This window comes from Pseudomonas brassicacearum (genome assembly GCF_918698105.1).
Lineage (GTDB): Bacteria > Pseudomonadota > Gammaproteobacteria > Pseudomonadales > Pseudomonadaceae > Aquipseudomonas > Aquipseudomonas brassicacearum_F.
On record NZ_CAKKMI010000046.1, the window covers coordinates 1 to 14,366 of the forward strand.

General features: G+C 61.6%; 13 protein-coding genes. 11 read left to right on the top strand and 2 right to left on the bottom strand.

Annotated elements, in window-relative coordinates; all coding sequences use genetic code 11:
* Positions 1 to 95 precede the first annotated feature (95 nt).
* Entirely contained in the window at positions 96 to 440 is a 345-nt protein-coding gene (locus LQ215_RS18280) for a DUF6124 family protein (protein ID WP_230151899.1), read from the bottom strand.
* A 789-nt stretch (positions 441 to 1,229) separates the two neighbouring features.
* On the opposite strand from LQ215_RS18280, the gene LQ215_RS18285 reads away from it, so the two are divergent.
* The 7 genes from LQ215_RS18285 to LQ215_RS18315 all read left to right on the top strand — a co-directional run bounded on the left by LQ215_RS18285 (position 1,230) and on the right by LQ215_RS18315 (position 8,341).
* Entirely contained in the window at positions 1,230 to 2,531 is a 1,302-nt protein-coding gene (locus LQ215_RS18285) for an OprD family porin (RefSeq protein ID WP_436839587.1), read from the top strand.
* Between the two features lie 173 nt (positions 2,532 to 2,704).
* Positions 2,705 to 3,526, top strand: coding sequence for an NAD-dependent epimerase/dehydratase family protein (locus LQ215_RS18290; RefSeq protein WP_230151902.1), 822 nt, complete (start codon positions 2,705 to 2,707; stop codon positions 3,524 to 3,526).
* A gap of 42 nt (positions 3,527 to 3,568) precedes the next feature.
* Positions 3,569 to 4,474 carry an SMP-30/gluconolactonase/LRE family protein gene (locus LQ215_RS18295; RefSeq protein WP_230151905.1) on the top strand — a complete coding sequence of 302 codons (906 nt, stop codon included), beginning with the start codon at positions 3,569 to 3,571 and terminating at the stop codon, positions 4,472 to 4,474.
* A 56-nt stretch (positions 4,475 to 4,530) separates the two neighbouring features.
* Positions 4,531 to 5,499 (top strand): TRAP transporter substrate-binding protein, encoded by a 969-nt coding sequence (locus LQ215_RS18300; protein ID WP_230151908.1) that lies wholly within the window; start codon positions 4,531 to 4,533, stop codon positions 5,497 to 5,499.
* Between the two features lie 76 nt (positions 5,500 to 5,575).
* Complete coding sequence (locus LQ215_RS18305) at positions 5,576 to 6,103, top strand: TRAP transporter small permease (protein WP_230151911.1); 528 nt, start codon at positions 5,576 to 5,578, stop codon at positions 6,101 to 6,103.
* Positions 6,103 to 7,383 (top strand): TRAP transporter large permease, encoded by a 1,281-nt coding sequence (locus LQ215_RS18310; protein ID WP_230151914.1) that lies wholly within the window; start codon positions 6,103 to 6,105, stop codon positions 7,381 to 7,383. The genes LQ215_RS18305 and LQ215_RS18310 overlap by 1 nt, the downstream gene beginning before the upstream one ends.
* Before the next feature lie 88 nt (positions 7,384 to 7,471).
* A complete protein-coding gene (locus LQ215_RS18315; RefSeq protein ID WP_230151915.1) occupies positions 7,472 to 8,341 on the top strand; it encodes an aldose 1-epimerase in 870 nt (289 codons plus the stop codon).
* A 144-nt stretch (positions 8,342 to 8,485) separates the two neighbouring features.
* On the opposite strand, the gene bkdR is transcribed toward LQ215_RS18315, so the two are convergent.
* Positions 8,486 to 8,974: a Bkd operon transcriptional regulator BkdR gene (bkdR, locus tag LQ215_RS18320; RefSeq protein ID WP_003202929.1), complete on the bottom strand. Its 489-nt coding sequence runs from the start codon at positions 8,972 to 8,974 to the stop codon at positions 8,486 to 8,488.
* Between the two features lie 192 nt (positions 8,975 to 9,166).
* Here bkdR and LQ215_RS18325 point away from each other — a divergent pair, with 192 nt between their 5' ends.
* Genes LQ215_RS18325 through lpdA form a run of 4 tightly spaced genes read left to right on the top strand, consistent with a single transcriptional unit; the run spans position 9,167 to position 14,132 of the window.
* Entirely contained in the window at positions 9,167 to 10,402 is a 1,236-nt protein-coding gene (locus LQ215_RS18325; protein WP_230151917.1) for a 3-methyl-2-oxobutanoate dehydrogenase (2-methylpropanoyl-transferring) subunit alpha, read from the top strand.
* A gap of 1 nt (position 10,403) precedes the next feature.
* Positions 10,404 to 11,462 (top strand): alpha-ketoacid dehydrogenase subunit beta, encoded by a 1,059-nt coding sequence (locus LQ215_RS18330; RefSeq protein WP_013693602.1) that lies wholly within the window; start codon positions 10,404 to 10,406, stop codon positions 11,460 to 11,462.
* Complete coding sequence (locus LQ215_RS18335) at positions 11,463 to 12,731, top strand: dihydrolipoamide acetyltransferase family protein (RefSeq protein ID WP_230151919.1); 1,269 nt, start codon at positions 11,463 to 11,465, stop codon at positions 12,729 to 12,731.
* 18 nt (positions 12,732 to 12,749) lie between these two features.
* The gene (gene lpdA, locus LQ215_RS18340) at positions 12,750 to 14,132 is read left to right on the top strand and encodes a dihydrolipoyl dehydrogenase (protein WP_230151921.1); all 1,383 of its coding nucleotides are present in this window, start codon (positions 12,750 to 12,752) and stop codon (positions 14,130 to 14,132) included.
* Positions 14,133 to 14,366 lie beyond the last annotated feature (234 nt).

A 14,366-nucleotide genomic window follows, 5' to 3' on the forward strand; every position in this document is an offset into this window, starting at 1 on the left:
GCGGTAGGTCAGTTACGTTGTGATTGGCTGAACCACCGCTATCGCGAGCAAGCTCGCTCCCACATTTTGACTGTGTGTCTGTTCAGGGTGATGCGCTATGTCGACTGGCGTGCTTCGACGTTGTCCAGCGCGCGGTTTGCCAGCATTGCGCTCAGTTCAATCACTTGCAGGATACCCAGGGCAATGTGGCGCCTGGAACCTTCCAGGTCGAAGGCCAGGTCGCTGACCATGGCATTGGCCGAGGCGAGGTTTTCGCTGAGGTTGGCGAGCAGGGTTTCGGTGTCGACGCCGTTGACGACGGTGAAGAGTTGGCCGGGATCGGCCTCGGGTTTGCTGGGTTTGGGCTTGAGGTAGGAGTCGAGGATGCGGTCGGCGGCTTTGTCGAACGCTTTTGAGTTGGATGGATCGGTGTCCGGTGGGTTGGGGGTTACTTTGAACATAGATGAATCTCCAAATCGAAAAGTGGAGCCATCACTCTCGCTACCAAACGAAGGGTGGCGGCCATACGCGGGTTGGTAGACCGGTGACTTGGAGAACCGGCGCGTCCGAAGACGCCCTGCGCATGACCGCCATAAAAACAGATGCCAAAAGGCCTCTGCTGCAAAGGGCTATGCGTCAAGTCAAAAGCCGGGCTACCAAACCCGATCACTGATTCAATCAGCGACCCGGAAACGATAGAGCCCGACCCGAAGGCGCACAAGCCGGCGGATTCTGGCGCAGTTGTAGGCAACGGCGCAAGACAACGTAGCCCGATCCCGAACGGTCCTACATCTGGATAAACACGCCCCCCTTTTAGACTGGGAGCCTGGGTTAACACAAAACCTGTGGCGAGGGAGCTTGCTCCCGCTGGGTGGCGAAGCCGCCCCCAAAACTTCTGCGTTGAACAGAAAACCGGGGCCTGCTTCGCAGTCCAGCGGGAGCAAGCTCCCTCGCCACAAAAGCCCGCTTGAGCCTTCCAATCGCCAACATTCGACTAATGTCTTAGACCAGTCATCGCACAACCAAGCGCCCTCATCGCTATTCTCAAGCCACGGATTTGCCCGGCAGCACAGCCTGCGATCTTGACCTCGATCGGTGGCAAGCATTGAAACGCCTCATTTTGAAGCACTCCCAACTTGGATAATTCCGATAATGGCCAGTTGACAATGGGGAGCGGCTTCCAAATAATCTCCTCCATGTTGTACGACGACGTATGACAAATAAAAACAACAAAAAGTAGGAGCGTCACAGTGAGCACACGTGTCCGTTTTTCGCCCGACCGCCGTCCAAACCGCCGTACCCTTCTCAATACCAGCCCCGCCCTGCTCCTGCTCGGTTGCAGCAGCCTTGCCGCGCTTGTGCCCACCACCGCCAACGCCGAAGGCTTCGTCGATGATGCCAAGGCCACGCTGAACCTGCGCAACGCCTACTTCAACCGCAACTTCACCAACCCGAACAATGCCCAGGGCAAAGCCGAGGAATGGACCCAGAGTTTCATCCTCGACGCCAAGTCCGGTTTCACCCAGGGCGTGGTCGGTTTCGGCGTGGACGTGCTGGGCCTGTACTCGGTCAAGCTCGACGGTGGCCGTGGCACGACCGGTACGCAACTGCTGCCAGTACACGATGACGGTCGCCCGGCTGACGATTTCGGCCGTTTGGGCGTCGCCCTCAAGGCCAAGGTGTCGAAGACCGAACTGAAGGTCGGTGAATGGATGCCGGTGCTGCCGATCCTGCGTTCCGACGATGGCCGCTCCCTGCCGCAAACCTTCCGCGGCGGCCAGGTGACCTCCACCGAAATCAACGGCCTGACCCTCTATGGCGGCCAGTTCCGCGCCAACAGCCCGCGCAACGACGCGAGCATGGAAGACATGTCGATGAACGGCCGCGGCGCGTTCACCTCCGACCGTTTCAACTTCGGCGGCGGTGAATACGCCTTCAACGAAAAACGCACCCAGGTCGGCGTCTGGTACTCGGAACTGTCCGACATCTACCAGCAGCAATATTTCAACCTGACCCACAGCCAGCCCATGGGCGACTGGACCCTGGGCGCCAACCTCGGTTACTTCATCGGCAAGGAAGACGGCAGCGCCCTGGCCGGCGACCTGGACAACAAAACCGCATTCGCCATGCTCTCGGCCAAATACGGCGGCAACACTTTCTACGTCGGCCTGCAGAAAGTCGGCGGCGATGATGCCTGGATGCGCGTCAACGGCACCAGCGGCGGCACCCTGGCCAACGACAGCTACAACTCCAGCTACGACAACGCCAAGGAAAAATCCTGGCAAGTGCGCCACGACTTCAACTTCGCCGCCGTCGGCGTGCCGGGCCTGACCCTGATGAACCGTTACATCAGCGGCGACAACGTGCACACCGCCACCGTTGACGACGGCAAGGAATGGGGCCGTGAAACCGAACTGGCCTACACCGTGCAAAGCGGCGCGCTGAAGAGCCTCAACGTGAAATGGCGTAACGCATCGATTCGTCGGGACTACAGCACCAACGAGTTCGATGAGAACCGCATATTCATCAACTATCCATTCTCGCTTCTGTAATACCAGGATCCATTGCCATGAGCGCATCCCATGGCAACCTGCGGCAGGGACGCCGATCCAGAGCGGTTCGTCGATCAAACGTTGACAAGGTAACGGAAGGATAAGGATATTCCCTCTCGGTCGTACGACAACTTATAACAACTGTACCTCTCATAGTTTGCTCAGGTAATGCCATGACCAAGACACAGATTCGCCATCCCTTCAATCGCCTCCTATTGACCGGCGCCGCTGGCGGCCTTGGCAAAGTCTTGCGCGAACGCCTCAAGCCTTTCGCTCGCCACATTCGTCTGTCGGACATCGCCAACATGGCCCCGGCCATCGACGAAAGCGAAGAAGTGGTGCCGTGCGACCTGTCGGACAAGCAGGCCGTGCATCAACTGGTCGAAGGCGTCGATGCCATCCTGCACTTCGGCGGTGTTTCGGTGGAGCGTCCATTCGAAGAAATCCTCGGCGCCAACATCAGCGGCGTCTTTCACATTTATGAAGCCGCCCGCAAACATGGCGTCAAGCGGGTGATCTTCGCCAGCTCCAACCACGTTATCGGTTTCTACAAACAGGACCAGACCCTCGACGCCCTCTGCCCTCGCCGCCCGGATGGCTACTACGGCCTGTCCAAGTCCTACGGCGAAGACGTGGCCAACTTCTACTTCGATCGCTACGGCATCGAGACCGTCAGCATCCGCATCGGCTCGTCGTTCCCGGAACCGCAGAACCGCCGGATGATGAGCACCTGGCTGAGCTTCGACGACCTCATCCAGCTGATCGAATGCTCGCTCTACACCCCGAAAGTCGGCCACACCGTGGTCTACGGCGTCTCCGCCAACCGCGACGTCTGGTGGGACAACAGCCACGCCGCGCACCTGGGCTACCAGCCCAAGGACACCTCGGAAATTTTTCGCGCCAAGGTCGAAGCGCAGCCGATGCCGGCCGCCGATGACCCGGCCATGGTTTACCAGGGTGGCGCCTTTGTGGCGGCCGGCCCGTTCGACGACTGATTCGCTGTATTTCATGGGATACACACGCACAAAGGAATCACCATGCAAGCCGAATTGATTGTCGATGCACGCAATGCCGTCGGGGAAAGCCCGGTGTGGGTCCCCGGGGAAAACGCCCTGTATTGGGTGGACATTCCCAGCGGTGGCCTGCAACGCTGGAATGCCAGCAGCGGAAAAATCCAGGGTTGGGAAACCCCCGAAATGCTCGCCTGCATTGCTCGTCATCAGGACGGTGGCTGGGTCGCGGGCATGGAAAGCGGTTTCTTCCGCCTGCATCCCCATGACGACGGCAGCCTCGACAGCGAGCTCTGTGCAAGCGTCGAGCACAGCCGCACCGACATGCGCCTCAACGATGGCCGTTGTGACCGCCAGGGTCGCTTCTGGGCCGGCAGCATGGTGCTGAACATGGGCGCCAACGCGGACGCAGGCCGGATGTATCGCTACGAGGCAGGCCAGCGCAGCCCGGTCGAGGCGCAACTGAGCGGTTTCATCGTGCCCAATGGCCTGGGCTTCAGCCCGGACGGACGCACGATGTACCTCTCCGATTCACACCCCCTGGTGCAGCAGATCTGGGCTTTCGACTACGACATCGACAGCGGCACGCCGGCCAACCGGCGGCTGTTCGTCGACATGATGCCGTTGGCCGGTCGCCCGGATGGCGCCGCGGTGGATGCCGACGGTTGCTATTGGATCTGCGCCAACGATGTCGGCCTGATTCACCGTTTCACCCCCGATGGACGTCTTGACCGTTCACTGCAAGTGCCGGTGAAGAAACCGACCATGTGCGCCTTTGGCGGCAGTCGCCTCGACACCCTCTTCGTCACCTCGATCCGCCCGGGCGACGACAACGACCCGCAGTCCCTGGCCGGTGGCGTGTTCGCCCTCAATCCCGGCGTCAAGGGCCTGGCTGAACCTGCTTTCGGAGGACGGAAACACTCCGCGAACTGATCTGCTTTGCTGCTTCACATCGATAGACATAAAAACAACAACACTGGAGATTGACCATGAATTTCAAACGCACCCTTCTGATCGCAGCCCTGCCCCTGGCCTTCCTGGCGCAGGCGGCCCATGCCCTCGACATCAAGATCGCCGACATCCACCCCAAGGGCTACCCAACCGTGGTCGCCGAGGAATCCATGGGTAAAACCCTGGAAAAAGAGAGCAACGGCGAACTGAAATTCAAGTATTTCCCGGGCGGCGTACTGGGTTCTGAAAAAGAAGTGATCGAGCAGATGCAAGCCGGCGCGATCCAGATGTCCCGTGTCAGCCTGGGTATCGTCGGCCCTGTGGTGCCGGACGTGAACGTGTTCAACATGCCGTTCATTTTCCGCGACCAGGCCCACATGCGCGCCGTCATCGATGGTGAAGTCGGCGATGCGATCCTCGACCGGATCACCAACTCCGAATTCGGCCTGGTGGCCCTGGCCTGGATGGACGGCGGCACGCGCAACCTCTACACCAAGAAACCGGTGCGCAAGCTCGAAGACCTCAAGGGCATGAAGATTCGCGTGCAGGGCAACCCGATGTTCATCGAGACCATCAATGCCATGGGCGGCAACGGCATCGCCATGGACACCGGCGAGATCTTCAGCGCCCTGCAGACCGGCGTGATCGACGGCGCAGAAAACAACCCGCCGACCATGCTCGAACACAACCACTACCAGAACGCCAAGTTCTACAGCCTGACCGGCCACCTGATCCTGCCTGAGCCGATCGTGATGTCGAAAATCACCTGGAACAAGCTCACCCCAGAGCAGCAAGACATGGTGAAGAAAGCCGCCAAGGCCGCCCAGGCTGAAGAGCGTGTGCTGTGGGACAAGAAGTCCGCCAGCAGTGAAGAAAAACTCAAGGCCGCCGGCGTCGAGTTCATCACCCTCGACAAAAAACCCTTCTACGACGCCACCGCACCGATCCGGGCCAAATACGGCGCGCCGTATGCCGACCTGATCAAGCGTATCGAAGCCGTTCAGTAAGGCCTTTCAATCTTTACTCATGAAAAGGCCGGGCGCGCCTGCGGCTAAAAGGCGCGCCCGGTTACGGTGGAACCCGATGAAGAATTTGCTGCTGCGTATCAACGACACGATTTACATGACCTGCATCTGGGTGGCCGGCCTTTCTGTCCTCGCCGTTGCGCTGATGATTCCCTGGGGCGTGTTCGCCCGCTATGTACTCGGTACCGGCTCAAGCTGGCCAGAGCCCACCGCCATCTTGCTGATGATCGTGTTTACCTTCATCGGTGCCGCCGCCAGCTACCGCTCCGGCTCGCACATGGCCGTGGACATGGTCACCAGCCGCCTGCCATCGCAATGGCGCACCGCGGCGTCGATTTTCACCCAGCTATTGATGGCGGCGGTGTGCATTTTCATGACCATCTGGGGCACCAAGCTGTGCATGACCACTTGGAATCAATTCATGAGCGCCATTCCCACCCTGCGCGTCGGCATCACCTACATGCCGATTCCGGTCGGAGGTTTCCTGACCTTGATTTTTGTCCTGGAAAAACTCTTTCTGGGTGATCAAAGCCAACGTCGGGTCGTGCAGTTCGACCTGATCGAAGAAAGCGAAGGTGCCGTTTAATGGACGCTCTGATTCTGCTGGGCAGTTTTTTGTTGTTGATCCTGATCGGCATGCCGGTCGCCTACGCGTTGGGCGCTGCCGCCCTGATCGGGGCGTGGTGGATCGATATTCCATTCCAGGCGATGATGATTCAGATCACGGGCGGCGTGAACAAATTCTCGTTGCTGGCCATTCCGTTCTTCGTGCTGGCTGGCGCGATCATGGCCGAAGGCGGCATGTCCCGCCGACTGGTGGCCTTCGCCAGTGTGCTGGTGGGGTTTGTGCGCGGTGGCCTGTCATTGGTCAACCTCGTGGCCTCGAGCTTTTTTGGCGCAATCTCCGGTTCCTCGGTGGCCGATACGGCCTCGGTCGGTTCGGTGCTGATCCCGGAAATGGAACGCCGGGGCTATCCACGTGATTACGCCACCGCGGTCACCGTCAGTGGTTCGGTGCAAGCGTTGCTGACACCGCCCAGCCACAACGCGGTGTTGTACTCCCTCGCCGCTGGCGGCACCGTCTCCATCGGTTCGCTGTTCATGGCCGGGATCGTCCCCGGCATCATGATGAACCTGTGCCTGATGGCGCTGTGCCTGGTCTTCGCGAAAAAGCGCAATTACCCCAAGGGCGAAGTCATTCCCCTCAAGCAAGCCTTGAAGATCTGCAAGGAAGCCATGTGGGGCATGATGACCCTGTTCATCATCCTTGGCGGCATACTCTCGGGTGTGTTCACCGCCACTGAATCGGCTGCGATTGCCGTGGTGTGGGCATTCTTCGTGACCATGTGCATCTATCGCGACTACAAGTGGAGCGAGTTGCCGAAACTGATGCACCGCACGGTACGCACCATCTCCATCGTGATGATCCTGATCGGCTTCGCCGCCAGCTTCGGCTACATCATGACGCTGATGGAGATCCCGGCGAAGATCACCACCGCGTTCCTGACGCTGTCGGACAACCGCTACGTGATCCTGATGTGCATCAACGTGATGTTGCTGCTGTTGGGCACCGTGATGGACATGGCGCCGCTGATCCTTATCCTGACGCCGATCCTGATGCCGGTGATCGTGGGCATCGGCGTGGACCCGGTGCAGTTCGGCATGATCATGCTGGTGAACCTGGGCATCGGGCTGATCACGCCTCCAGTAGGCGCGGTATTGTTCGTCGGTTCCGCCATCGGCAAGGTCAGCATCGAAAGCACGGTCAAGGCGCTGCTGCCGTTCTACGCCATGCTGTTCGTGGTGCTGCTGCTGGTGACTTATGTTCCCGCCATCTCGCTGTGGCTGCCGCACCTGGTGTTGTAACCCCAAAAGCGCGCAAGTCCCCCTTGTGGCGAGGGAGCAAGCTCCCTCGCCACAAAAGCTTTTTCCCCACTCGACAGACGCGACTACCATGACGCAGCCTCTTCTGCACCTCGAAGACGAACTCACCCGCCTCACCCTCGCCCCGCACCTGGGCGCCAGCCTCGTCGACTGGACCCTGCGCAGCAGCGGCGCGCCGCTGTTACGCCCTCCCTCTCCGCAAGCGCTGGAAAACCGTTTACCCGGCAAACTCGGCGGCTTCCCGTTGATCCCCTGGTCGAACCGGATCGCCAACGGCGGTTTCGACTGCCCCGGCGGCTGGCTGGCCCTGGAAGCCAACAGCCCCAACGATCCATTCCCGATCCATGGCAGCGCCTGGCAACAACCGTGGCAAGTGACTGAGCACAGTGCCCAGGAAGTCTTGTTGCAACTCGACAGCCAATCCCCATTCGCCTACTGCGCCAGCCTGCGGATCCGCTTGAGCGGCGGTCAGTTGCAAATCGCCATGCACGTCACCCACATGGCAGAACAGGCCGCCTGGCACGGGCTGGGGTTGCATCCGTATTTTCCGCGCACCGCCGGTACTCGCTTGCAAGCCCGCGCCAGCGAAGTCTGGCTGTGCGATGCCTCGAAACTGCCAACGCAACTGAGGGACATCCCCACAGAGTGGGATTTCCAGCACGCTCGGTTACTGCCAGACACCCTGGTCGACAACGGTTTCGGCGGTTGGGACGGGCACTGTCTGATCCAGCAACCGGACCTGGGTTATGAGCTGGAATGCCGGGCCAGCGGCAGCGACTATTTCCTGCTGTACTGCCCCGTGGGCCTGGATTTTTTCTGCATCGAACCGGTGAGCCATCCGGTCAACGCCCATCACCTGCCGGGGCGGCCGGGCTTGCGTTTGCTGGAGCAAGGGCAGTCGGTGGCGCTGGGGTTTTCGATGCAGTGCCGACTCCTGTAATCCATCCAAACAGGTTCCTGTGGCGAGGGAGCTTGCTCCCGCTCGGCTGCGCAGCAGACGCCCTGCGTCATAAAGGATGGGCCTGCTGCGCAGTCCAGCGGGAGCAAGCTCCCTCGCCACAGTGTCCGGTGTTAACCCTGAGCCTCAGGTGCCCAGGGTCAACCCATTGGCCGGCAACGGCAGCGCGGTCTTGTAGCGCACCTGCTTGAGGGCAAAGCTGGAGCGGATGTTCGCCACGCCCGGGACCTTGGTCAGAAAGTCCATCATGAACCGCTCCAGCGACTGGATGGTCGGCACCAGCACGCGGATCAGGTAATCCGGATCGCCCGCCATCAAATAGCACTCCATCACCTCCGGTCGGTCGGAGATCGCCTCTTCAAAGTGCTGCAGCGCCTCTTCCACCTGTTTCTCCAAACTCACATGGATGAACACGTTGACGTGCAACCCCAGCAGGTCGGCGTCCAGCAGCGTGACTTGCTCGCGGATCACCCCCAGCTCCTCCATGGCCCGGACACGGTTGAAGCACGGGGTCGGCGACAGGTTGACCGAGCGGGCGAGATCGGCGTTGGTGATGCGGGCGTTTTCCTGAAGGCTGTTCAGAATGCCGATGTCGGTGCGATCCAATTTACGCATGAGACAAATAATCCTGTTTTTTATCGTTGTGCAGATTTTTTATCTGCAAATGATCTGAACAGCAAGCGAACAGAGAAAAATATTCTTCTTCGTCGAGCCTATGATTGTTGTAGGACAATTTCCCGTACCCGGGGAAATTCGTCAGCTAGCGCGCCCACTACAAGAAATTCACAAGATCGAGCGTAGAAAGCCATGAACCCAGCGTACGAACCGCTACGCCTGCACGTCCCCGAACCCTCGGGCCGTCCCGGCTGCCAGACCGACTTCTCCTACCTGCATCTGTCCGATGCCGGCACGGTGCGCAAACCTCCCATCGATGTGGAACCCGCCGACACCGCCGACCTGGCCCGTGGCCTGATTCGCGTGCTCGACGACCAGGGCAATGCCTTGGGCGACTGGGCCGCGGACATTCCCGTCGAGATCCTGCGCAAGGGCATGCGCGCCATGCTCAAGACGCGCATCTACGACAACCGCATGGTGGTCGCCCAGCGGCAGAAAAAGATGTCGTTCTACATGCAAAGCCTTGGCGAAGAAGCCATCGGCAGCGCCCAGGCCCTGGCGTTGAACATCGACGACATGTGCTTCCCCACCTACCGCCAGCAAAGCATCCTGATGGCCCGCGAGGTGCCGCTGGTGGACCTGATCTGCCAACTGCTGTCCAACGAGCGCGATCCGCTCAAGGGCCGGCAGTTGCCGATCATGTACTCGGTCAAGGACGCCGGTTTCTTCACCATTTCCGGCAACCTCGCCACGCAGTTCATCCAGGGCGTGGGCTGGGGCATGGCCTCGGCGATCAAAGGCGATACCAAGATCGCCTCGGCCTGGATCGGTGACGGCGCCACCGCCGAATCGGACTTCCACACCGCCCTCACCTTCGCCCACGTCTACCGCGCGCCGGTGATCCTCAACGTGGTCAACAACCAATGGGCAATCTCCACCTTCCAGGCCATTGCCGGCGGTGAAGCCACGACCTTCGCCGGACGCGGCGTCGGTTGCGGCATCGCCTCCCTGCGCGTGGATGGCAACGATTTCATGGCGGTCTACGCCGCCTCGCGCTGGGCCGCCGAACGCGCCCGCCGCAACCTCGGCCCGGCGCTGATCGAATGGGTCACCTACCGCGCCGGCCCGCACTCCACTTCGGACGACCCTTCGAAATACCGTCCCGCCGACGACTGGAGCCACTTCCCGCTGGGCGATCCAATTGCGCGCCTCAAGCAGCACATGGTGAAGATCGGCCAGTGGTCCGAAGAGGAACATGCGGCAGTGACCGCTGAACTGGAAGCCGAGGTGATCGCCGCGCAGAAAGAGGCCGAGCAGTACGGCACCCTCGCCGGCGGGCAGATTCCAAGCGCCGCGACCATGTTCGAAGACGTCTACAAAGAGATGCCGGAGCACTTGAAGCGCCAGCGTCAGCAGTTGGGGATCTGACATGAACGATCACAACAACAATATTGCGTTGGACACCGCCATGACCACTACCACCATGACCATGATCCAGGCCCTGCGCTCGGCCATGGACGTGATGCTCGAACGCGATGACAACGTCGTGGTGTTCGGCCAGGACGTGGGTTACTTCGGCGGCGTGTTCCGCTGCACCGAAGGCCTGCAGAACAAGTACGGCACCTCGCGGGTGTTCGACGCACCGATTTCCGAAAGCGGCATCGTCGGCGTGGCGGTGGGCATGGGCGCCTACGGCCTGCGCCCGGTGGCCGAGATCCAGTTCGCCGACTACGTCTACCCAGCCTCGGACCAGATCATTTCCGAAGCCGCGCGCCTGCGCTATCGCTCGGCCGGCGAGTTCACCGCGCCGATGACCCTGCGCATGCCCTGCGGCGGCGGTATCTATGGTGGCCAGACCCACAGCCAGAGCATCGAAGCGATGTTCACCCAGGTCTGCGGCCTGCGCACCGTCATGCCGTCCAACCCCTATGACGCCAAGGGCCTGCTGATCGCCTCCATCGAAAACGATGACCCGGTGATCTTCCTCGAACCCAAGCGCCTGTATAACGGCCCGTTCGACGGCCACCACGACCGCCCGGTAACGCCGTGGTCGAAACACCCCTCGGCGCAAGTGCCGGACGGCTACTACACCGTGCCACTGGACGTCGCCGCCATTACCCGTCCGGGCAAGGACGTGACCATCCTCACCTACGGCACCACGGTCTATGTGTCCCAGGTCGCCGCCGAGGAAACCGGTATCGACGCTGAAGTCATCGACCTGCGCAGCCTCTGGCCGCTGGACCTGGAGACCATCGTCAAATCCGTGAAGAAGACCGGTCGCTGCGTGGTCGTCCACGAAGCCACCCGCACCTGCGGTTTCGGCGCCGAGCTGGTGGCGTTGGTCCAAGAACACTGCTTCCACCACCTGGAAGCGCCCATCGAGCGTGTTACTGGTTGGGACACCCCCTACCCGCACGCGCAGGAGTGGGCGTATTTCCCAGGGCCGTCCCGTGTGGGCGCGGCGTTGAAACGGGTCATGGAGGTCTGAATGGGCACGCACGTTATCAAGATGCCGGACATCGGCGAAGGCATCGCGGAAGTTGAGCTGTCGGTGTGGCACGTCAAGGTCGGCGACATGGTGGTCGAAGACCAGGTACTGGCCGATGTCATGACCGACAAGGCCATGGTCGACATCCCCTCGCCGGTGCATGGCCGGGTCATCGCCTTGGGTGGCGAGCCCGGTGAAGTCATGGCGGTGGGCAGCGAACTGATCCGCATTGAAGTCGAAGGTGCGGGTAACTTGAAAGAGTCGGCCCAACCGGCTCCCGTTGCGGCGGCTGCGCAGGCACCGAAGCCGGCACCCGTGGCCACGCCTGAACCGGTGCTGGAAAAAACCGCCGTGCCCCGCCCGGCTCCGCAAGCCCCGGTGGCCCGCGATCCCGACGAGCGTCCACTGGCCTCGCCGGCCGTGCGCAAACACGCGCTGGACCTGGGCATTCAATTGCGTCTGGTCCAGGGCAGCGGCCCCGCCGGGCGGGTCCTGCACGAGGACCTGGAAGCCTATCTGGCCCAAGGTCCGTCGACCCAGGCCAAGGGCGGTTCGGGTTATGCCGAGCGCCACGACGAGCAGCAGATCCCGGTGATCGGCATGCGTCGCAAGATCGCCCAGCGCATGCAGGAAGCGACCCAGCGCGCCGCTCACTTCAGCTACGTCGAGGAAATCGACGTCACGGCCCTGGAAGAGCTGCGGGTCCACTTGAATGAAAAACACGGCGCCAGTCGCGGCAAGCTGACCTTGCTGCCGTTCCTGGTCCGCGCGTTGGTCGTGGCCCTGCGCGATTTCCCGCAGATGAACGCCCGCTACGACGACGAAGCCCAGGTCATCCACCGCTCAGGCGCGGTGCATGTGGGCGTCGCCACCCAGAGCGACGTCGGCCTGATGGTGCCGGTGGTGCGTCACGCCGAAGCCCGTAGCCTGTGGGACAGCGCGACGGAAATCTCCCGCCTGGCCACGGCAGCCCGCACGGGCAAGGCCAGTCGCGATGAGCTGTCCGGTTCGACCATCACCCTGACCAGCCTCGGAGCGCTCGGCGGCATCGTCAGCACGCCGGTGCTGAACCTGCCGGAAGTGGCGATTGTCGGCGTGAACAAAATCGTCGAACGGCCCATGGTGATCAAGGGCCAGATCGTGATCCGCAAGATGATGAACCTCTCCAGCTCCTTCGATCACCGGGTAGTCGACGGCATGGACGCGGCGCAATTCATCCAGGCCCTGCGTGGCCTGCTCGAACAACCCGCCACCCTGTTTGTGGACTAATCATCATTGGAGCAGGCCATGCAAACTTTGAACACCACGCTGCTGATCATCGGCGGCGGTCCTGGCGGTTATGTGGCGGCGATTCGCGCCGGGCAACTGGGCATCTCGACCATCCTGGTGGAAGGCCAGGCGTTGGGCGGGACCTGCCTGAATATCGGCTGTATCCCGTCCAAGGCATTGATCCATGTGGCCGAGCAGTTCCACCAGACCCGGCACCACAGCCAGGGTTCGGCCTTGGGCATCACGGTGGCGGCGCCGACGCTGGACATCGGCAAGAGCGTGGAATGGAAGGACGGCATCGTCGATCGCCTGTCCACCGGCGTCGCGGCGCTGTTGAAAAAGCACAAGGTCCAAGTCATTCACGGCTGGGCCAAGGTGATCGATGGCAAGACGGTCGAGGTCGGCGACACGCGCATCCAGTGCGAACACCTGCTGTTGGCCACCGGCTCGAAAAGCGTCGACCTGCCCATGCTCCCGATTGGCGGACCGATCATTTCCTCCACCGAAGCCCTCGCCCCCACCTCGGTGCCCAAGCACCTGGTGGTGGTCGGCGGTGGCTACATCGGCCTGGAGCTGGGCATTGCCTACCGCAAGCTCGGCGCCGAGGTCAGTGTGGTCGAAGCCCAGGAACGGATCCTCCCAGCCTATGACGGCGAGCTGACCCAACCGGTGCACGAGGCCCTCAAGCAGTTGGGCGTGAAGCTTTACCTCAAGCACAGCGTCGAAGGTTTCGATGCCCAGGCCAGCACCTTGCAAGTGCGTGATCCCGATGGCGAGACGCTGAACCTGGACACCGACCGGGTGCTGGTGGCCGTTGGTCGCAAACCCAACACCCAGGGCTGGAACATCGAAGCGCTGGACTTGGCGATGAACGGTTCAGCGCTGAAAATCGACAGCCGTTGCCAGACCAGCATGCGCAACGTCTGGGCCATCGGCGACCTGAGCGGTGAACCGATGCTCGCCCACCGGGCCATGGCCCAGGGTGAAATGGTCGCCGAGTTGATCGCCGGCCAGCACCGCGAGTTCAACCCGACGGCCATCGCCGCGGTGTGCTTCACCGACCCGGAACTGGTGGTGGTCGGCAAGACGCCGGACGAGGCCAAGGCGGCCGGGCTCGATTGCATGGTGTCGAGCTTCCCGTTCGCCGCCAACGGGCGGGCCATGACCCTGGAATCGAAAAGCGGTTTCGTCCGGGTCGTGGCGCGCCGGGACAATCACCTGATCGTTGGCTGGCAAGCAGTCGGCGTCGGCGTGTCGGAGCTGTCCACCGCGTTCGGCCAATCCTTGGAGATGGGCGCGCGCCTGGAGGACATCGCCGGCACCATCCACGCCCACCCGACGCTGGGCGAGGCCGTGCAGGAAGCGGCGTTGCGGGCGTTGGGGCATGCGTTGCATCTGTAGATGTGTAGCACATCTGTGGGCATGAGTTTCACTTGTGGCGAGGGAGCTTGCTCCCGCTGGGCTGCGAAGCAGCCCCAATCCAAGCACCGGGATCGTTCAGTCACACCGCGTTGACCGGGTTACGACTGCTTCGCAGCCGAGCGGGAGCAAGCTCCCTCGCCACGGGGAGTCGGCAGAAAATCTGCCTGTCACCTATCGAGCAGGCTGCGAAACAGCCCCGGAATGAAGTATTGT

Bases quoted from the DNA above. Each gene is read 5' to 3' on its own strand.
- bkdR (WP_003202929.1), bottom strand. From the start codon at position 8,974: ATGCGTAAATTGGATCGCACCGACATCGGCATTCTGAACAGCCTTCAG.
- lpdA (WP_230151921.1), top strand. From the start codon at position 12,750: ATGCAAACTTTGAACACCACGCTGCTGATCATCGGCGGCGGTCCTGGC.
- LQ215_RS18290 (WP_230151902.1), top strand. From the start codon at position 2,705: ATGACCAAGACACAGATTCGCCATCCCTTCAATCGCCTCCTATTGACC.
- LQ215_RS18325 (WP_230151917.1), top strand. From the start codon at position 9,167: ATGAACCCAGCGTACGAACCGCTACGCCTGCACGTCCCCGAACCCTCG.
- LQ215_RS18305 (WP_230151911.1), top strand. From the start codon at position 5,576: ATGAAGAATTTGCTGCTGCGTATCAACGACACGATTTACATGACCTGC.
- LQ215_RS18335 (WP_230151919.1), top strand. From the start codon at position 11,463: ATGGGCACGCACGTTATCAAGATGCCGGACATCGGCGAAGGCATCGCG.
- LQ215_RS18295 (WP_230151905.1), top strand. From the start codon at position 3,569: ATGCAAGCCGAATTGATTGTCGATGCACGCAATGCCGTCGGGGAAAGC.
- LQ215_RS18330 (WP_013693602.1), top strand. From the start codon at position 10,404: ATGAACGATCACAACAACAATATTGCGTTGGACACCGCCATGACCACT.
- LQ215_RS18315 (WP_230151915.1), top strand. From the start codon at position 7,472: ATGACGCAGCCTCTTCTGCACCTCGAAGACGAACTCACCCGCCTCACC.
- LQ215_RS18310 (WP_230151914.1), top strand. From the start codon at position 6,103: ATGGACGCTCTGATTCTGCTGGGCAGTTTTTTGTTGTTGATCCTGATC.
- LQ215_RS18280 (WP_230151899.1), bottom strand. From the start codon at position 440: ATGTTCAAAGTAACCCCCAACCCACCGGACACCGATCCATCCAACTCA.
- LQ215_RS18300 (WP_230151908.1), top strand. From the start codon at position 4,531: ATGAATTTCAAACGCACCCTTCTGATCGCAGCCCTGCCCCTGGCCTTC.